Annotated in this window: 21 protein-coding genes; 10 read left to right on the plus strand and 11 right to left on the minus strand. The window is 70.2% G+C overall.

Annotated features, from left to right (window positions below; translation table 11 throughout):
• Positions 1-319: 319 nt before the first annotated feature.
• Positions 320-970: a response regulator transcription factor gene (locus IE307_RS33655; RefSeq protein WP_191303449.1), complete on the plus strand. Its 651-nt coding sequence runs from the start codon at positions 320-322 to the stop codon at positions 968-970.
• A complete protein-coding gene (locus IE307_RS33660) occupies positions 967-2,235 on the plus strand; it encodes a HAMP domain-containing sensor histidine kinase (RefSeq protein ID WP_191303450.1) in 1,269 nt (422 codons plus the stop codon). Before IE307_RS33655 ends, IE307_RS33660 begins: the two co-directional genes overlap by 4 nt.
• Here the strand turns inward: IE307_RS33660 and IE307_RS33665 are convergent.
• Entirely contained in the window at positions 2,192-2,719 is a 528-nt protein-coding gene (locus IE307_RS33665) for an SgcJ/EcaC family oxidoreductase (protein WP_229905327.1), read from the minus strand. The genes IE307_RS33660 and IE307_RS33665 overlap by 44 nt on opposite strands.
• An 83-nt stretch (positions 2,720-2,802) precedes the next feature.
• Here IE307_RS33665 and IE307_RS33670 point away from each other — a divergent pair, with 83 nt between their 5' ends.
• The gene (locus IE307_RS33670) at positions 2,803-3,177 is read left to right on the plus strand and encodes a PH domain-containing protein (RefSeq protein ID WP_191303451.1); all 375 of its coding nucleotides are present in this window, start codon (positions 2,803-2,805) and stop codon (positions 3,175-3,177) included.
• A gap of 71 nt (positions 3,178-3,248) precedes the next feature.
• On the opposite strand, the gene IE307_RS33675 is transcribed toward IE307_RS33670, so the two are convergent.
• Together IE307_RS33675 and IE307_RS33680 are read right to left on the minus strand one after the other, a co-directional pair.
• Positions 3,249-3,695 (minus strand): DoxX family membrane protein, encoded by a 447-nt coding sequence (locus IE307_RS33675; protein ID WP_191303452.1) that lies wholly within the window; start codon positions 3,693-3,695, stop codon positions 3,249-3,251.
• Between the two features lie 107 nt (positions 3,696-3,802).
• Positions 3,803-4,462: a winged helix-turn-helix transcriptional regulator gene (locus tag IE307_RS33680; RefSeq protein ID WP_229905328.1), complete on the minus strand. Its 660-nt coding sequence runs from the start codon at positions 4,460-4,462 to the stop codon at positions 3,803-3,805.
• 94 nt (positions 4,463-4,556) lie between these two features.
• On the opposite strand from IE307_RS33680, the gene IE307_RS33685 reads away from it, so the two are divergent.
• From IE307_RS33685 to IE307_RS33695, 3 genes are all read left to right on the plus strand, one after another.
• The gene (locus tag IE307_RS33685) at positions 4,557-5,702 is read left to right on the plus strand and encodes an acyl-CoA dehydrogenase family protein (RefSeq protein WP_191303453.1); all 1,146 of its coding nucleotides are present in this window, start codon (positions 4,557-4,559) and stop codon (positions 5,700-5,702) included.
• Positions 5,703-5,768: 66 nt separating this feature from the next.
• Positions 5,769-6,176, plus strand: coding sequence for a VOC family protein (locus tag IE307_RS33690; protein ID WP_191303454.1), 408 nt, complete (start codon positions 5,769-5,771; stop codon positions 6,174-6,176).
• A gap of 49 nt (positions 6,177-6,225) precedes the next feature.
• Positions 6,226-6,606 carry a class I SAM-dependent methyltransferase gene (locus IE307_RS33695; protein WP_191303455.1) on the plus strand — a complete coding sequence of 127 codons (381 nt, stop codon included), beginning with the start codon at positions 6,226-6,228 and terminating at the stop codon, positions 6,604-6,606.
• On the opposite strand, the gene IE307_RS33700 is transcribed toward IE307_RS33695, so the two are convergent.
• The 6 genes from IE307_RS33700 to IE307_RS33725 all read right to left on the minus strand — a co-directional run bounded on the left by IE307_RS33700 (position 6,603) and on the right by IE307_RS33725 (position 13,404).
• A complete protein-coding gene (locus IE307_RS33700) occupies positions 6,603-8,318 on the minus strand; it encodes a DUF2264 domain-containing protein (RefSeq protein ID WP_191303456.1) in 1,716 nt (571 codons plus the stop codon). The two genes, IE307_RS33695 and IE307_RS33700, sit on opposite strands and share 4 nt — an antisense overlap.
• Before the next feature lie 79 nt (positions 8,319-8,397).
• On the minus strand, positions 8,398-9,348 hold the full coding sequence (locus IE307_RS33705) for a hydroxyacid dehydrogenase (RefSeq protein ID WP_229905329.1): 951 nt from the start codon (positions 9,346-9,348) through the stop codon (positions 8,398-8,400).
• Entirely contained in the window at positions 9,345-10,172 is an 828-nt protein-coding gene (locus IE307_RS33710; RefSeq protein WP_191303457.1) for a carbohydrate ABC transporter permease, read from the minus strand. The genes IE307_RS33705 and IE307_RS33710 overlap by 4 nt, the downstream gene beginning before the upstream one ends.
• A complete protein-coding gene (locus tag IE307_RS33715; protein WP_229905330.1) occupies positions 10,172-11,047 on the minus strand; it encodes a carbohydrate ABC transporter permease in 876 nt (291 codons plus the stop codon). The genes IE307_RS33710 and IE307_RS33715 overlap by 1 nt, the downstream gene beginning before the upstream one ends.
• On the minus strand, positions 11,044-12,342 hold the full coding sequence (locus IE307_RS33720; protein WP_191303458.1) for an ABC transporter substrate-binding protein: 1,299 nt from the start codon (positions 12,340-12,342) through the stop codon (positions 11,044-11,046). The genes IE307_RS33715 and IE307_RS33720 overlap by 4 nt, the downstream gene beginning before the upstream one ends.
• Positions 12,343-12,375: 33 nt before the next feature.
• Positions 12,376-13,404 carry a substrate-binding domain-containing protein gene (locus tag IE307_RS33725; protein ID WP_191303459.1) on the minus strand — a complete coding sequence of 343 codons (1,029 nt, stop codon included), beginning with the start codon at positions 13,402-13,404 and terminating at the stop codon, positions 12,376-12,378.
• Positions 13,405-13,501: 97 nt separating this feature from the next.
• Here IE307_RS33725 and IE307_RS33730 point away from each other — a divergent pair, with 97 nt between their 5' ends.
• From IE307_RS33730 to IE307_RS33740, 4 genes are read left to right on the plus strand one after another with little or no spacing between them, the layout of a single operon-like run.
• Positions 13,502-14,422 carry a TIGR01777 family oxidoreductase gene (locus IE307_RS33730; RefSeq protein ID WP_191303460.1) on the plus strand — a complete coding sequence of 307 codons (921 nt, stop codon included), beginning with the start codon at positions 13,502-13,504 and terminating at the stop codon, positions 14,420-14,422.
• A gap of 1 nt (position 14,423) precedes the next feature.
• The gene (locus tag IE307_RS47025) at positions 14,424-14,675 is read left to right on the plus strand and encodes an SH3-like domain-containing protein (RefSeq protein WP_229905331.1); all 252 of its coding nucleotides are present in this window, start codon (positions 14,424-14,426) and stop codon (positions 14,673-14,675) included.
• A complete protein-coding gene (locus IE307_RS47030) occupies positions 14,668-14,934 on the plus strand; it encodes an SH3-like domain-containing protein (protein WP_229905332.1) in 267 nt (88 codons plus the stop codon). The genes IE307_RS47025 and IE307_RS47030 overlap by 8 nt, the downstream gene beginning before the upstream one ends.
• The gene (locus IE307_RS33740; RefSeq protein WP_191303461.1) at positions 14,927-15,517 is read left to right on the plus strand and encodes a nitrile hydratase subunit alpha; all 591 of its coding nucleotides are present in this window, start codon (positions 14,927-14,929) and stop codon (positions 15,515-15,517) included. Before IE307_RS47030 ends, IE307_RS33740 begins: the two co-directional genes overlap by 8 nt.
• A gap of 22 nt (positions 15,518-15,539) precedes the next feature.
• Here IE307_RS33740 and IE307_RS33745 read toward each other — a convergent pair whose 3' ends face one another.
• Positions 15,540-16,940 (minus strand): serine hydrolase, encoded by a 1,401-nt coding sequence (locus IE307_RS33745; protein ID WP_191303462.1) that lies wholly within the window; start codon positions 16,938-16,940, stop codon positions 15,540-15,542.
• A 25-nt stretch (positions 16,941-16,965) separates the two neighbouring features.
• Complete coding sequence (locus IE307_RS33750; protein WP_191303463.1) at positions 16,966-18,189, minus strand: MFS transporter; 1,224 nt, start codon at positions 18,187-18,189, stop codon at positions 16,966-16,968.
• Between the last annotated feature and the right edge of the window lie 24 nt (positions 18,190-18,213).

The following is an 18,213-nucleotide window of genomic DNA, read 5'->3' on the forward strand; positions in this document are numbered from 1 at the left end:
CAGTATCGACCACATGCGCCCCGAACCCGGCCAGGTCATGCACTTCTCGGGTCCTGGGGTCTGACGGCGACCGTGCAGGGCCCCGGGAGACCTCCAGGCCGATGGCGTCGAACGCCTCCGACGGTGTCACGACCGAGCGCGGGTGGTCGACGCGTCTGCAGAAGGCAGAGCCCTTCGCACCGCTTCCGCTGTGGCGGAGCTCCAACGTTCGGCAGCACACCCGCGTCTTGGCTGAGACGAGGTCGTGGCCGGTCCCCTCGAGTTCAGCGGCATCCGGCTGCGCAACGCCCTGCCGCGTTCGATGGAATGATCGGCGCCCATGCGGGTGCTGCTGGTGGAGGACGACGAGCCGATCGCGGAATCGCTCACGCGAGGGTTGTCCCGCTACGGGTTCGAGGTCCGGTGGGTGCGCACGGGCGCGGAGGCGCTGGCGGCGGAGGACTTCGCGCTGGCGCTGGTGGACCTCGGGCTGCCCGACGTGGACGGCCTCGACGTCTGCCGGGAGCTGCGGGCGCGCGGGGACGTGCCGATCATCGTCATCAGCGCGCGGTCCGACGAGGTGGACCGGGTGGTGGGGCTGGAGATCGGGGCGGACGACTACGTCACCAAGCCGTTCGGGGTGCGGGAGGTGGTCGCGCGGATGCGGGCGGTGCTGCGGCGCGTGCAGCCCGCGCAGGCCGAGCCGGAGGCGCACGGGCGGGTTCGCATCGACCGGCGGGGGCGCCGGGTGCACCTCGACGGTGGTGAGGTCGAGCTGACGCCGAAGGAGTTCGACCTGCTGGCGTTCCTCGCGGAGGACCCCGGGGCGGTGTTCACCCGCGAGCAGATCATGGAGGCGGTGTGGGACGAGAACTGGTTCGGCCCCACCAAGACGCTCGACGTGCACGTCGGGGTGCTGCGCCGCAAGCTCGGTGACGCGGCGTCGCTCGAAACCGTGCGGGGAGTGGGATTCCGGCTGGTGCTCCCGTGATCCGCCGGCTCGTCTGGAGCTACGTGCTGCTGGTCGCGGTGGCGATCGCGGCGTTCACGGTGCCGGTGGCGTTCACGCTCAACCAGCAGCTCTACGGCGACGCCGAGAACACCGCCCGCCGGGAGGCCGACACCGCCGCGTTGCTGCTCGCGTCCGGCGACACCAGGTCGCTGACCGCGTTGATCGACGCCTACGAACGCCAGACGCCCGGCCAGATCGACGTCCTCGAACCCCAGCCGGACTCGACGGTCTGGGACTCGGAGGGCCTGAAGCTCACGGTGGCCGCGAAGGCCCCGGACGGCACGGTCGTCGGTGCGGTCCGGCTGTCCTATCCGGACGGACCCATCGTCGACAGGCTGTGGCAGATCTGGGGTTTCCGCGCCGCGCTCGCCGTCGGCGTGCTGGTCGTGGCGGCGTTCCTGGGGCTGTGGCTCGCGCGCAGGCTCACCCGGCCGTTGCGCGACCTGAACGCGATGGCGGGCAGGCTGCGCGACGGCGACCTGTCCGCGCGGGCCGAGGAGACGGGACCGCCGGAGACCCGCACGCTCGCCCGCACGCTGAACACCGCCACCGAGACGATCGGCACGCTGGTCGGCTCGCAGCGGGCGTTCATCGGCGACGCCTCGCACCAGCTGCGCACCCCGCTGACCGCGTTGCGGCTGAGCCTCGACAACGTGGCCGACGGCGTCGACGACCCGGCGGTCCGCGAGGACGTCGAGATGGCGACGGCCGAGGTCGTGCGGATGTCCCGGCTGGTCAACGGGTTGCTCGCGCTGGCACGCGCCGAGGCCGACGTCGCCCACCCCGAACCGGTGCAGGTGCTCGACGTCGTCGCCGAACGCTTCACCGCGTGGCGCGCCGCCGCCGACGAACGCTCGATCTCGCTGGTCAGCGAGGGCTTCGACATCCGCGTCCTCGCGACACCGGGACACCTCGAGCAGGTGCTGGACAACGTGCTGTCCAACGCGCTGGAGGTGTCCCCGGACGGCGCCGCGGTCGTCGTCCGCACCACGCGGCCGGGCCTGGTGGAGGTCATCGACGCCGGACCAGGGCTGCCCGAGGCGGATCGGGCGCGGGCGTTCGACCGGTTCTGGCGCGGCCAGGGCCTCACCGGCAGGGGCGGGTCGGGTCTCGGGCTCGCGATCGTGAAGCAGCTCGTCACCGACGACGGCGGCGCGGTGTCGCTGGAGGAGGCGTCGAGCGGCGGGCTGTGCGTGCGGATCAGGCTTGCTCCGGCATCGCCGACGAGTGGTGGTTCACGATGAGCCACTTCCCGTCGATCTTCTCGTAGACGAACGTGTAGCGGGCGTCGACGGTGGAGGGCTTGCCGTCCTTGGTGAGCGCGAACCGGTAGGTGCCCGCGTCGATGGCGTCGTCGGCGTCCAGCACGGCGACGTGCGAGTCGAGGATGCTGCCGCTCGGCCTGCCCTGCAGGAAGTGCTCGAAGTAGTCGACGATCTCGGCCCGCGTGGACCGCACCTGGTTCGACACCGTGGGCAGCAGGACCGCGTTCGGAGCGTAGCGGTCGGCCACCTTCTGGGCGTCCCCCGTGGCGAGGGAGGCGTTCCAGTCGGCGAACAACGCCTTGATCTGGTCGGTCGTCGGCCTCTCGGCCGACTCGGTGGTCGTGTGCGCTGGGGCGCTGGAACATCCGACGAGCAGGGCGGTGGTGCCGGCCAGTGCGGCGGCTGCGGTGAGGTGTTGGCGCATCGTGTCGTTCTCCCCGATCGAGTGGCTGTTGAGATCCACTTTCGGGGTGTGACGGGAAGCGCTCGGACAGCGGAAGCCCAGGACCGGGACAAGCTTTCGGAAAGCCTGGTAAACGTGGACGTATGGGACTTCTCAGCGGAATGATGGGGAACGCGTCGAAGCTCGACCCGCGGGACGCCGCGAAGGAGTTCGGGCGGCTCCTGGGGCACGGCGAGCAGATCCACGCGGCGTACCAGCTGCTGCGCGACTCGTTCCTGTTCACCGACCGGCGCCTGATCCTGGTCGACAAGCAGGGCATGACGGGCAAGAAGGTCGAGTACCACTCGGTGCCCTACAAGGCGATCACGCAGTTCTCGGTCGAGACGGCCGGCCACTTCGACCTCGACGCGGAGCTCAAGATCTGGGTCTCCAGCCACGACGCGCCGATCTCCAAGCAGTTCGGCAAGGGCGTCGACGTCTACGAGGTGCAGGCGCTGCTGGCCTCGTTCGTGCGGTAGGAAACCGTGTCTCACAAAGACAATTCCCCCGCAGGCGGCGAGCCTGCGGGGGAATTGTCGTTGTGGGGGGCTCAGCGGGCCTGCAGCATCGGCCGGAACTTGTCGCGGTGGGCCCACGCGAGACCGATCTCCGCGGCGACCACGAGCAGCGCCATGACCAGGCCGCTCGGCTCGAGGAAGACGTGGAACAGGAAGATGTTCACGACCACCGGGGCCAGCAACGCGAGCGCCAGCGGCACGAACCTCCCGGCGACCAGCAGCACACCGGCGAGCACCTGGACGCCCGAGGCCAGCTGCAGCATGTACCCCGTGGCGTAGAGCGCCGCGCTGAACGCCACCCCGGCGGGAGCCATCGTGCTCGGATCCGGTGCGGGCATGAAGTTCAGGAACCCGTTCAGGCCGGTCACGGTGAACAGCAGACCGGTGAGGACGCGGGTCACCAGCGTGGCGTGGCGGGCGAAAGCCGACTTGCGGACGACGCGGGTGGTGGCGGCGGGGGCGGTGGTCGTGGCGGTCATCTCTGGTTCCTCCTGGGCTGTCGTGTCCTTCCACTGATGAGTCGAACGGGCACCACCCCGGATCGACACGACAGCCCAGAAAACTCCCGGAAACTTGAAACCGCAGGTCAGACGCGTGCCGCCCGCACGTACTCCGCGACGGGGCTGAGCTTGAGCCAGTCCGGCAGGCCGCGCACCACCCACCGCTGACCGGTCAGCTCGATCGTGCCCGCGCGCACCGCGTCGAGCAGGTCGAACTCCCCCGCCCACATCCGGAAGAGCGTGGCGAGGTCGGACTCCAGCACCGCGTCGACCTCGAGGCCCGGGTCGGTGTAGCAGATCGAGGCGTCACCGGGTTCGATCACGAGCCAGAACGTGCGGCGGCGGTCGTTGACGCGGACCTCGACGTTCGCGCGCTTGCTCACCGAGCCGGTGTCGATGCGGCCGTGCATCCACCACATCAGCACCTCGGGGTCGAGCTCCTCGGCACGGGGATCGCCGAACGCGTACCGGGCGCCCCAGTCGGCGAGGCTGAACACCAGCGGGCGCAGCGCCTCGCCGGCCGGCGTCAGCGTGTAGCCGTCCCCGGTGCGCTGCACCAGACCGGCGGAGGCGAGCTGCCGCAGCCGCCGCGACAGCAGGGCCCGCGAGAGCCCCGGCAGGCCGCGGGCGAGCTCGTTGAAGCGCGTGGCACCGATGAGCATGTCCCGCACGATCAGCAACGTCCACCGGTCGCCCAGCACCTCGACGGCGCGGACGATCGGGCAGTACTGCGCATACGTCCTCACAGGGGAAGTCTCCGCCGCGGCGGACGTTTCGTTACCGCCGTCCGGTTCACTTTCAGAACTACCCGCGGGGCTCGCCGGTTCTTACGTTCGTCGCATGACAACACTTGACGCACCACGGGTGACCGGCACGTTTCCGACCGTCACCAGAGAAGACGACGCGAAGTTCGTGGAGATGGCCGCGCGCATCGGCGCGGTCGCGGCGGCCCACGCGGCCGAGCACGACCGCGACGCCACGTTCGTGAGCGAGGCGTACGAGGCGATGCGCGAGGAGGGCTACCTGGCGTTGGCCGTACCCGAGGAACTGGGCGGGCTCGGCGCCACGATGCGCCAGGTCTGCTACGCGCAGGCGGAGCTCGCACGCCACGACGGCGCCACCGCGCTGGCCGTCACGATGCACCTGTACCTGACTCTGATGCAGGGCTACAGACGGCGCAAGGGCGCGCCGGACGCGGAGGGCGTGCTGCGGCGCGTGGCCGCGGAAGGCCTGGTCATCGCCACCAGCGGCGGGTCGGACTGGCTGTGGCCGACGACGACCGCGACGCCGGTGGACGGCGGGTTCCTGGTGAACGGGCGCAAGGCGTTCTGCAGCCAGTCACCGCGGGCGAACGTCGTCGCCACGTCCGCCGTCCTGGGTGAGGAGGTGCTGCACTTCAGCGCGCCTCTGAACGCCGACGGCGTGCGCATCGAGGAAACGTGGGACACGCTCGGCATGCGCGGCACGGCCAGCCACGACGTGGTGATGCAGGACGTGTTCATCCCGGCCGGGAAGATCGCCGCCCGCCGGCCGTACGGGGAGTTCGGCGCGCCCCTGTTCGCCGCGGTCGTCCACTTCGCACCGGTGTGCGGGGCGACGTACTTCGGCATCGCGTCGGGTGCGCGGGACGTGGCCGTGCGGTCGACGTCGAAGAACGCCGCGCGGCAGATCGGGCTGATGGACTACAAGCTGCGCACCGCGTGGTGGTCGCTGATGGGCTCGATCGACGAGCTCGGCTCGGACTACACCGCCGACGCCGCGTCGACCGTCACGGTGATGCTCGCCAAGCGGCAGGCCGTCGTGGAGGCGATCGAGGTCGTGGACGTCGCGATGGAGGTCCTGGGTGGACGGTCGTTCTTCCGGCGTTCCCCGCTCGAGCGCGCCTACCGCGACGTGCGCGCCGGAACGTTCCACCCGCTCACGCCCGAGGCCACACTCGTGTACGCGGGCAAGGTCGCGCAGGGTGACCCCGGAGTCACGGAATAAGTTCAAGTTGTCGGCACGCCAAGGGTTTGCGAGGATTCGGGCCCGTCTCTCGAAGGAGCGATCACGGTGGCCACTCGCCTCAACCCGTACCTCAGCTTCGACGGCCAGGCCCGCCAGGCGTTGGAGTTCTACCACTCGGTCTTCGGCGGCGAGCTGAAGATGAACACCTTCGGCGAGTTCGGCGTGCAGGACACGCCGCAGGCCGACCAGATCATGCACGGCCAGCTGGAGACCGAGGCCGGCTACACGATCATGGCGGCCGACACGCCGCCCGGCATGGAGCACCGGTCCGGCTCCAGCATCACGGTGTCGCTGTCGGGTGACGAAGAGGTGCTGCGCCAGTACTTCAACGCCCTGGCGGAGGGGGGAAAGGTCGGCACGCCGCTCGAGAAGCAGATGTGGGGCGACGAGTACGGCGACCTCGTCGACAAGTACGGCATCAGCTGGATGGTCAACCTGGGCGGCCTCGGCTGAGGTCCCGCGGGAGTAGCCCCGCCCGCCCCGCTGACGCATCATGTGGACCATGAGCGAGCGTCTGCGGGGTGTGGTCGGCCAACTCGCGATCCGGCCGGGCGACCGGGTGCTGGAGATCGGCTGCGGGCAGGGCGTGGCCGCCACGATGGTGTGCCAGCTGCTGTCCACGGGCACGCTCACCGCGATCGACCGCTCGGTCAGGATGGTCGAGGCGGCCACCCGCCGCAACGCCCCGTACGTGGCGTCGGGCAGGGCGGAGTTCCTCATCGCGTCGCTGGAGGACGTGAACCTCGGCGACCGGCGGTTCGACCTGGTCTTCGCCGTGCGGGTCGGGTTGTTCCACCGCGAACCCGGCCGGGCCCGCGCCTTGCTGGAACCGTGGCTCGCACCGGGTGCGCGGGTGATGTCGTTCTTCGACGTGCCCGTCTAGTCCGCGTCGAGGGTGAGCTTCAGGACCTCGTCCACGCGGGCGTCCCAGTCCACGTCCTCGACGGTGCCGCCGAGGACCGCGACGGCGGCGAGGGTCACCGTGCCCTCGACGTCCGCGGTCAGCGTCGTGACCTTCGCGGTGGCGGTGAACGCCGTGCCCTGCGGTGCGGTCTGCGCCGTCTCACCGGTCCAGCCCCGGATCGGGACCAACGCCGACGGCAGGTCCGTGGCCCAGCCGGTGAGCTCGGCCTTCATGCCGGGCGGGGCGCCGACGACGCGGTGGACGCGCAGCTCCTGGTCGCCCCACACCGCCGTGACGCTCTCGACCCGCAGACCGGGCACCATCGGCTGGTTCGCCTCGAACACCGGGCGGTGCCAGGAGGCGGCCCAGTTGTCCCGCGCGCCCAGCGGGTGGATCCTGCGCCGCACGCTGCGGTCACCCCGGAAGACCAGGCTGATGTGGTTGTCGGGCACGTTGTGCCTCGAGGTCGGGCCGGTGGACGTCGAGTAGGCGAAGCGGCTGTAGAGCGGGTCGTCGTCGGACGCGTGCTCGCCCTCGAACGGCCGGACGTGGTCGCTGCCGTGGTTGTGCAGCCTGGTGACACCGCCGTGGCGCTGGACCAGGAAACCCGGTCCCGGCAGAGCGAGCGTGCGGTCCTCGTCCTGGGCCTCCTCGGTCGCGGTCCACAGTGGATGGCTGGCATCGGCGAGCAGGCAGACGAACGCCTTGGACGCCCAGTAGGGCGAGGCAGGACCGGAGTACGGTTGCAGGCTCGCCTCGTGCGGGCCGTGCCAGCCGAGGCTGAGCAGGCCGTCGGTGAGCGAGCCGCGGTCGAGGAAGTACCGCAGGGTGTTGCTGATGAGGTGGCGGGAGTGGCCGGGGCTCAGCGGCGTCTCGCCGGTGACCGCGCCCAGTCCCACGGCCGAGGCGGCGGCGAACCGGTAGGTGAGCGACCGTCCGAAGTAGACCGGAGCGCCGTCCGCGCCGAACAGCAGGGCGAAGCTCTCCAGGTGTTCGCGCAGGTGCGTGGTGATCGGCCTGCCGTTCAGGTGCGCGTCCAGCGCCGGGTAGAGGTGCAGGGCCCAGCCGTTGTAGTGGTCGAACGCCCTGCCGTCGCCGTCGGAGTACCAGCCGTCGCCGACGTACCAGCCCTGGAGCAGGTCCATCGCGCGTTCCCGCGCCCGGCGGGTCTCGTCGTCGCCGCGACCGGCCTGTTCCAGGAAGGACGCCACGGTGTACGGGAAGAAGTACCAGTTGTTGGCGGCGGGAACGTGGCGCAGCGACTCCCGCAGCCACGCCTCGGCGCGGTCCTGCACCGGCTCGGGCAGCGCGTCCCACAGCCACGGTTTGGTGAGGCGCAGGCCCAGTGCCACGGAGGCGGACTCGACCATGGGCTGGCCGACGTCGAGGATCGCGGGCCACTCCCCCGCGGTGCCGGCGGCCAGACCCGCGGCGTACCGCTCCAGCCAGTGGTGCGGGTCGTCGCCGTGCGCGGTGCGGAACGTGGCGGCGAGGAACGTGCGGGCGTAGCCCTCCAGGCCGTCGGACCTCACCCCGCTGCGGGACGGCCTGCCGGGCAGGTCGAGGAAGGCCTGGTCCGGGGAGGCGTGGCGCCAGGCCGCGTCGAGCAGGTCGTCTGCGGTGGCCACCCAGTGCTCGCGGGTGAGGCCGGTGTGGGGGCTGAGTGCGTGGTCCGGCTCTGGCAGCTTCACGCCGTGTGTTCCCTTCGGTCGTTGCGGTCTGGCGAGTTCACGCGCTCGTTCCTCTCCACGCCGCCGGCAGCGGCCGCACTCATGCGATCCGTTCCCTCAACGCCGCCGGCACCGGGGTCGCGAACCCCTCCCCCGCCGCCCACCGCCGCACCTCGTCTGCGGCGTGCCGGCCGAGCCGGCCCCACTCGTTGCCCTGCGACCCGGCCAGGTGGGGCGTGATCAGCACGTTGTCGCTGCGCCACAACGGGTGGTCCGCCGGCAGCACCTCGGGGTCGGTCACGTCGAGCACCGCCCGGATGCGGCCGACCTCGGCCACCAGCGCGTCCTGGTCCACCACGGCGCCGCGGGCCGTGTTGATCAGCACGGCGTCGTCGCGCAGCAGGCGCAGCAGCTCGGCGCTGACCAGGCCGACGGTCTCCGGCAGCAGCGGCGTGTGCACGCTGACGACGTCGCTGCGTTCGAACAGTTCCGCGAGGCCCACCGACTCGGCACCGTCCACTTCGGTCACGAACGGGTCGTGCACCAGCACCTCGAAATCGTAGGGCGCCAGCAGCTCGATCACCCGCCGGCCGATCAGCGACGCGGACAGGACGCCCACGACGGCGCCGAAGTTGCCCACCGAACCGGGCACCTCGTACACCGACATCCGCTTGGTCTCGCGGTACGAGCGGGCGCGTTCGAGCACGCGCTTGCCGCTGAGCAGGATCATCGCGAGGGTGTACTCGGCGACCGGCAGCGCGTTGGCCTGCGCGGCCGACGACACCGCGATGCCGCGTTCCCAGCACGCGTCGGTGACGAAGCCCTTGACCGACCCGGCCGTGTGCACGATCGCCCTCAGACCGGGCAACCGCGACAGCACCTCCGCCGTGATCGGCGGGCAGCCCCAGCCCGTCACGAGCAGGTCGACGTCGGGGACGTCCGCGAAGTCCTGGTGGACGCCCCGGAAGTCGCAGGCCGCCTCCAGCGAGGGGAGCACGGGCGTGAGGACGGCGGCGGCGGCCTCTGCCGACATCACGCCCGCGGCCCTCACTTGACGGCTCCCGCGGTCATGCCGGCCTTCCAGAACCGTTGCAGCAACATGAACGCGAGGATCAGCGGCAGCACCGCGAAGAGAGATCCCATGATCACCACCGGGTAGTACTCGGGAGACACCGTGGCCGAACTGTTCCACTGGTACAGGCCAAGGCTGACGGGGTAGAGCAACTGGTCGGACAACATCACCATCGGCAGGAAGAAGTTGTTCCAGATCGTGGTGAGCTGGAACAGGAACAGCGTGACCATTCCCGGTCCCAGCATCCTGAAGGCGACCTTGAAGTAGGTGGCGAGATCACCCGCGCCGTCGATGCGCGCGGCCTCCAGCACCTCGTCGGGGACGTACCCCTGCGCGAAGATCCGGCCGAGGTAGACGCCGAACGGGTTGAACAGCGCCGGGATGAACACCGCCCAGAACGTGTTCACCAGCCCCGCACCGGACGCCATCAGGTACAGCGGCAGCGCGAGGACGGTCTGCGGCACCATGACCGCCGCGAGCACGAGCCCGAAGAGCTTCTCCTTGTGGCGGAAGGCGTACTTGTCGAACGCGTAGCCAGCCGCGATCGAGATGAACGCGCTGACCGCCGCGCCGATCACCGCGTACAACAGGCTGTTGAGGTACCAGCGCCCGTACAGGCCCTTGTCCATCGCGAACAGGTTCTTGACGTTCTCCACGAGCGAGAAGCCGCCGAACAGGTCGCTGTTGAACAACGCGTCGACGTTCTTCGTGGCGGCGAGCACCAGCCACATCACCGGCAGCAGCGTGTAGAGCACCGCGATGCCGACGACCACGTTCACCGTGGTCCGGCCGAGGAGGGTCATCAGGCGGCCTTCCTGTTCGTCCAGCGGGTGACGCCGAAGGACAGCGCGACCGTGAAGGCCAGCAGGACCACGGACGCGGCCGCGGCGAGGCCGTAGTTGTTGCGGGTGAAGGCGGCGTCGTAGATGTACATGCTCGGCGAGAACCGGGCGCTGATCATCGGGGTGGACTGGCTCAGCAGCACCGGTTCGGTGAACAGCTGCAGCGCCCAGATCAACGTGAAGATGCCGACGGTGACGATCGCGCCGCGCACCAGCGGCGCCTTGATCCGGACCGCCTGCTTGACCGGCCCGGCACCGTCCACGACGGACGCTTCCAGGACCTCCCTCGGCACGGCCTGCAACGCGGCGTAGAAGATGACCATGTTGTAGCCGAGGTTGCTCCACAGGGCGATGTTCACGATCGACGGCAGCACGGTGTTGATGCCGAGGAAGTTGATCTCGATGTCGGCCTGGGCGAACAGGTCGATGATCGGGCTCAGCCCCGGTGTGTAGAGGTAGAGCCAGATCAGGGCCGCGATGATGCCCGGCACGGCGTGCGGCAGGTAGAGGCTCATCTGCGCCCAGCTGCGGAGCTTCGCCACACCGGAGTCCAGCAGCAGCGCGAGGGTGAGCGCGCCGACGACCATCAACGGGATGTAGAGCACGCAGTACAGGACGACGGTCCCGAGACCGTTGAGGAACGTCGGGTCGCTGAGCACGGCGGCGTAGCTGCGCAGCCCGACGAACACCGTGCTCTCCGGCCCGAAGCCCAGTCCCGGCTGGTCGGCGGCGAAGAAGCTGAGCCAGATCGCCGTGCCGGTCGGGATGAGGAAGACCGTCACGAGCAACACGAAGAACGGCGCCATCAGAACGGCGCAGGCGAGCTTCCCCTTCACCTCGCACCCTCCTCTGTGGACAGACCGAGGGCCCTGAGGTCCGGCATCGTGCCGCTCTGGGCCTCGCGCATCGCGTCGATCACCGTGCCGGCACCGGCCCCGGCGCGGGCGAACCCGTCCTGCATCACCTTCTGGGTGGCGGTCATCCGCGGCCCCCACACCCAGCCGTCGCGGATCTTGTCCGCCTCCCGCTGGAACAGCCGGTAGATGTCCTGGCCGCCGTAGTACTCGCCGGGGAACGCCTTGGCGCCCGCCTCGACCAGGCCGGGCGCGACCGGGTACTGGCTGCTGGTGCCGCTCTTCAACCGTGCCGTCAGCGCGTCCGGGTGCGTGCACTGCCACTCGATGAACTCCATCGCGGCCTCGGGCTGCCGGGAGTCCTTGGTGACGGCGAACGTCGAGCCGCCGTGCGTGCCGACGACCTGCTCGTCCCAGATCGGCATGGGGGCGATGCGCCACTTGCCCTTCTGCGCCGGGCGGGCCCGCATCTGCGCGCCCGCGTCCCACGCGCCGCTGAGCCTCGTGATCACGCGGTCCTGGCCGAGCTGGGCGTCGTGCTGCTTGCTGTCGGCGGCGTTGCGGAAGACGAGGTCCTCGTCGATCAGTTCCTGCCAGTACGCCGCGACCTTCTGCGTGGGCTCGTCGGCGAGGGACACGCGCCACTTGCCACCGCTGGTGTCGAACCACTGCGCGCCGGCCTGCCAGGCGTAGCAGGCGAACTGCATGCCGCCGTCGGTCGGGAAGATCCCGAGCCGCCTGTCCGGGAACGCGTCGCGGACGGTGCGGGCGAGCGCCGCGTACTCGTCCCAGGTCGCCGGGACCTCGAAGCCACCGGCCTCGAACAGGTCCGCGCGGTAGTGCAGGACCATCGGCTCGACGTCGAGCGGGACGCTGAACACGCGGTTGTCGAACGTCGTGAGCTTGAGCGCCTGCGGCAGGATCTTCTGCTTCACGCGTTCGCTCAGGAGGTCGGTGATGTCCCGGGCCACGCCGTCGATCGCGTACCCCGGCACCTGCGGATATTCGATCGTGGCGACATCGGGCGCGTTGCCCGCACGAGCCGCGTTGCTGAGCTTGGCGTAGCCGCCCTGCCCACCGGAGGGGATCTGCTGGAAGACCACCCTGATGCGGTTCTGCGAGGAGTTGAACGCGTCGACGACCTGCTGGCTACCTCGCAGGGCCGACCAGAACGTGATCTCTACCGGACCTCCGGCACCGCGGCGTTGCGGAGTGGAGCAGGCCGCCAATGGTGCCGTGAGGCCCGCCGCGAGAAGTGTGCGACGACTCAGGCGCATGGATCGCATCCTGATCGCCTGATCGGTTTGACGTCAAGAAACGGTCAAACGCTCAGTCGATGAACGGATCTTCAACGTGGGCAGCAGCTCGATGCGTTCGGCGGCGGTGACCTCGCCTTTCAGCTTCCGGAGCAGCAGCTCGGCGGCGACCTTGCCGACCTCGGTCTTCGGCGGCGCGACGGCCGTGAGCGGAATGCTGCCGAGCGACGCGACCACGTCGTCGTACGACACGACCGAGCACATCCCCGGCACGTCCACCCCGGCGCTCATCATCTGCTGGACCAGCATCAACGCGTCCTCGTCGCCGTGCAGCACCGCCGCCGTGGCCCGGTGCGCGCGCAGCACGTCCACGAGGCCGGTGTCCGGCGAGCTCAGCACCGTGACCGCGTCCTCCAGGTCCGCGGAGATCTCCTGGAACGCCCTGCGCAGGACCCGCGCGGTCGGGCTGTCGTCGCGTGCGGCCAGCACGATCCTGCGATGCCCCAGGTCCGTCAGGTGCTTCACGGCCAGATGCATGCCGTACCAGTGGTCCGAGCACACGGAGTTCATCGCGCGCAGTCCACCGCTCGGGCGGCGTTCCATGAACACGGTCGGCACGCCCGTGCCGGCGAGCCAGTCGTCCTCGGTCTCCTCCTCGGAGGTGCGCCAGCGCGGCGCCATCAGCAGCCCCTGCACGGAGTCGGTCAGCGCCTTCTCGACGATGGGCCGTTCGGCACCCCTGACCTGCGGCGCGATGTGCAGGACCACGCGCATGCCGGCCTCTTCGAGCGTCTTGCGGGCGCCGTTCATGGTCTCGTACAGGTACGTGTGGCGCTCCGGCACCACCAGTGCGATCGACCCGTTCGCCGCCTGTACGGGCTCCGGCCGCTGGACCGGCGTGAGCGACCGCACGACACCGTGCCCGCGGCGCAGCCTGCCGAGCCTCGCGAGCTCCTCGACGTCGCGCCGGATCGTGACGATCGAGACGTCCAGCTCCTCGGCCAGATCGCTCACCTTGACCGTGCCCCGCGACGCCGTGACGGCCAAGATCCGCTGCCGCCGTGCCTCGCTGGACTCCCGCATGACCGACCGCCTGTTCGTTTGATCGTTTCGCCGGAGCATAGCTGACACGACTCTCAGCTACCGGGTACTAGCGTCGGCCGCGAGGGGGACGGACGACATGAAGATCGTGATTCCAGGCGGTACGGGGCAGGTCGGCGGCGTGCTGACCCGCGCGCTCAGGGCGGCGGGCCACGAGGTGGTGATCATCAGCCGCAGCGCGGGCGTGCGCTGGGACGGGCACTCGCTGGGCGCGTGGGCGGACGAGATCGACGGCGCCGACGTCGTGATCAACCTGGCGGGGCGCAGCGTGAGCTGCCGCTACACCGCCGAGAACCTGCGGCAGATGATGCGGTCGCGGATCGACTCGGCGCGGGTCGTCGGCGAGGCCATCGCGAAGGCGGACAACCCACCGGGCGTGTGGTTGCAGATGAGCACGGCGACGATCTACTCGCACCGGTTCGACGCCGCGAACGACGAGGAGACCGGCGTCGTCGGCGGCCGCGAGCCGGACGTGCCGGGCTACTGGGCGTACAGCGTCGAGATCGCCAAGCGCTGGGAGGCCGAGCTGGACGAGGCCGCCACCCCGGGCACCCGCAAGGTCGCGCTGCGGGCCGCGATGGTGATGAGCCCGGACCGCGGCGGCGTGTTCGACTACCTGTCGTGGATGGCCCGGCTCGGGCTGGGCGGCCCGGTGGCGGGCGGCGGGCAGTACGTCTCGTGGATCCACGACGACGACTTCGTGCGGGCGGTCGCGCTGCTGATCAGGGAACCGATCTCCGGGGCCGTCAACCTCGCGGCGCCGGACCCGTTGCCGCAGCGCGAGTTCATGCGCGAGCTGCGGAAGGCCTGGAAGATGCCCGTCGGGCTGCCCGCGACGAGCTGGATGGCCGAGATCGGGGCGTTCGCGCTCCGCACCGACACCGAGCTGCTGCTCAAGAGCCGCCGGGTCGTGCCGGGCAGGCTCCAGCGCGCGGGATTCGAGTTCCACTTCCCGAACTGGCGGGAGGCGGCGCAGAATCTGGCTGAGCGCAGGAGGTGACATGCCGAGGATCAACGACGTCGGCGGCCTGGACGGGTTCGGCCCGGTTCTCGAGGAACTGGACGAACCGCCCTTCCACGCCGACTGGGAGGCGCACGTCATGGCGATGAACCGCGCGCTGATCGGGCAGGGGATCTACAACCTCGACGAGTTCCGCGACGCCGTCGAACGCACGATGTCGCACGAGTCGAGCTACTACGAGAACTGGTTCCGCGCCATCCAGACGCTCCTGAAGGAGAAGGGCGTTGTCTGAGCGCTACCGGACGGGCGACCGGGTCCGGACGTCCACTGTGGACCCCGACCACCACACGCGGCTGCCGCACTACGCGCGCGGCCGCGTCGGCACGGTCGTCGGCAGCGACGGCGTCCACCCGCTCGCGGACCTGAACGCGCGGGGAATCCGGCAGCCGCAACAGGTGTACCTCGTGCGGTTCCCCGCACGTGAACTGTTCGGGCACGGCGACCACAACGTGACGCTGTCCCTCTGGGAGGACTACCTCGGCGATGAGTGACGACCACGACGACTCCCCGATCGCCGCCCGCGTCCGGGAGCTGGAGGCGATCCTCGAGGAGAAGGGCCTGATCGACCCCCGGGAACTGGACCAGGTGCTGGAGGCGTTCACGGCGAAGGCCTCGCCCGCCAACGGTTTCCGGGTCGTGGCACGCGCCTGGACCGACGACGGCTTCCGGGCACGCCTGCTGGCCGACGCGAACGACACGTTGCCCGAAGTCGGCCTGTCGATGGGCGGCGGCCTGCAACCGCAGGTGCTGCACGTCGTCGAGAACACCGCGGACGTGCACAACGTCATCGTGTGCACGCTCTGCAGCTGCTACCCGCTCTCGCTGCTCGGCCCGTCCCCCACCTGGTACAAGAGCCCGGCCTACCGCTCGAAGGTGGTCAGCCACCCGCGCGAGGTGCTGGAGCAGTTCGGCCTGGCGCTGCCCGATTCCACCAGGATCGAGGTGTGGGACGCGAACGCCGAGTCGCGGTACATGGTGCTGCCCCGCCGGCCCGCCGGCACGGAAGGTCTCGCGGAGGCCGAGCTGGCGGCGCTGGTGACGCGCAACGGGTTGATCGGCACCGCGGCCGTGTGAACGACCGCGGTACCGGGGGGGACTACAGGTTCTTCATGATCGTGTCGATCGCCTTGCCGAGCTGCGCGTACTTCTGCGTGTACAGCACCGGGTACACGCCGGGCGGGTCGGCGGGACGGTTCGCGTCGACGTAGTCGGTGCCGAGGTTGCAGAACACGACGACGACGTAGTCGCGCTTGTCCTTGCCGCGGATCGACTTCACGATGCCCGCGTCCGAACCGGTCGTGTCGACCCAGCCCGTCTTGTGCGCGAACGTGACCTCGGCGGCGTCGTTGCACGGGCGCACGTCGCGGTCGTAGATCGCGTCGCCGACGGTCACGGTGCCGTCGGGCTTGATCCAGCGCGCCGGCACCTGCTGCGGGATGCCCTGCACGGGGTAGTCGCGGCCGCACCAGTTCGGCGTGGACAGCATCTCGTTGTGGCCCTGGCCCGCCAGCGTCTCCTGGAAGAACCTCCGCGAGGACGGCGAGAGCTCGTTGCGGGTGACGGGCTTGCCCTTGTCGGTCGTCCACAGCACGCCGGCGCCGCCGTTGACGAGCAGCAGGAGCTTCGCGGTGTCGAGGCCGCTCATGTTCGAGCCGATCCACTGGCCGCCGTTGCCGGGCAGGGTGCCGGTGACCATCAGCGTCGGCATGCCGAGGTCGGCGAACGTCCGGTTCACCTCGTCCCAGGCGTTGTGGTCGTGGATGAGCTTGATCAGCGCGCAGGTGGACTCGTTCTGCGACTTGGTGATCATCTCGTCGAAGTGCTGCCGGACCTTCTTCACCGACGGGCCGCCGCACGCCGCGCGCACCGGGTTCGGGTCGTAGACGTAGTCGGCGTCGAGATCGACCTTGCCCTGGTCCGCCAGCCGCAGGACGCCGAAGCCCACCATCAGCTTCAGCACCGACGCCGGGTAGGGCGAGGAGAAGTCGATCGGCGCGTTCTCCCTGCCGGGCAGCACGTCGACGGTTCCCCTGCCGCCGTTGACGTCCCACTCGGTGTCGTCCCACCAGCGGTAGCGCACCTGGTCGGTGGACAGGCCCCTGCGCTCGACCGGCACGACGACGCCGTTCGGGTGCTGCGGGCTCAGCAGCACGTTCGCCACCGCCTTCGGCCGGCCGAAGGCGTCGAGCTCGATGATCGCCGCGTCCATGTTCGGCGTCTGGTGCAACGGCTTGCCCGCCGCCATCCGCGACCGGGCGCGGTTCATCAGCTCCGCGGGCGAGGCGTCGTACTTCTCCTGCTTGCCGGCCGACCGCGCGCCGGGCACCGGCGGGGTCAGGTCGATGACGTCCTTGAAGTCCTGCGCGGCGATGGCCTCGCGCAGCCGCTCCGCGAGCGGGCGGTGGCCGGTGTCTGCAGAGGCGGAGGCTGCCGGTGACAGAGCCGCGCCCAGCAACGTGACAGCGGTGAAGAGCGCAGCGAAACGCTTGCGGTTCATTCACTCCCCCAGTGAAGTGGAATACCTATGCCTGCACCGTAGCAACGTTCGCGACCGAACGCACGGACCGGGAAGCGAGCATCACCGCGGTCGCGAGCAGGCAGATCGCGGCGCATCCGAGCAACGTCGCGGACGTCCCGAACGCGTGGGACACCGGCCCGATCGCGAGCTGGGCCAGCGGGATCACCGCGAACGACCCGACCATGTCGTAGGAGTAGACCCGCGCGAGCCGGTCCTGCGGGACATGGTGCTGCAACGTCGTCTCCCACGCCACCCCGGACTGCTCCACACCGAGCCCGCAGACGAAAGCGGCGAGCACGAGCGCCCACGGCTGCGGGTACAGGACCATCGTCAGCGGCAGGCACGCGAACGCCGCCGTGCACGCCGCCCCGAACAGCAACAGGCGGCGTGCCCTGATCCGCATCGCGACGAAGGCGCCGGCGACCATGCCCGCCGCCTCCGAGGCGAGGACCAGGCCCCACACCTCACGACCGAACGTGGTGTCGGCGAGCACCGGACCGAGGATCATCACACCGCCCACGAACGCCGCGTTGACGAACGTGAAGGCCGCGACCACCAACCAGACCCACTGCCGTGCGACGAACTCCGTCCAGCCCTCCTTCATCTCGGCGAACACCGACGGCTTGCTCTCAGCGGTGGCACGGGCGGCGGGCACCCGCACGAAGGCGAAGAACACGGCCGCCAGCGCGAACGACAGCGCGTCCACCACGAGCCCCCAGCCCGGGCCGGTGAACGCGATCAGCAGGCCGCCCAGGGCCGCGCCGCCGATGTTCGCGGAGCCCACCCCGAGACGCAGCAACGCGTTGGCCCGCAGCCGCACGTCGACCGGCACGGTCTGGGACACCAGCGCCGAGGACGCGGGCAGCGAGAACGCGCTCGACATGCCGTTGACCGCCGAGAGCACGACGAACCACGGGATCGACACGGTCCCGGTCAGCACGAGGGCCGCGATCACCGCCTGGCCGGCCGCGCTGACGGCACAGGACCCGACGAGCACGAGCTGGCGCGGAAGCCGGTCCGCGACAACGCCGCCCCACAGCAGGAACGCCACGTTGGTCACCGACCGCGCGGCGACGACCAGGCCCAGCGAGGTGATGGACGAGGTCAGGTCGAGCACGGCGAACGCGAGCGCGATCGGTGCCATCGCGTTGCCGGTGACGGTCGTGACGCGGGCGAGGAACAGCCAGCGAAAAGCAGGATGCGCCAGTGGCGCGAACATTTCCCCCATTCCCGCGAACCTACAGCGACGCGG

The sequence above is a fragment of the Lentzea cavernae genome, from assembly GCF_014653695.1.
Lineage (GTDB): Bacteria > Actinomycetota > Actinomycetes > Mycobacteriales > Pseudonocardiaceae > Lentzea > Lentzea cavernae.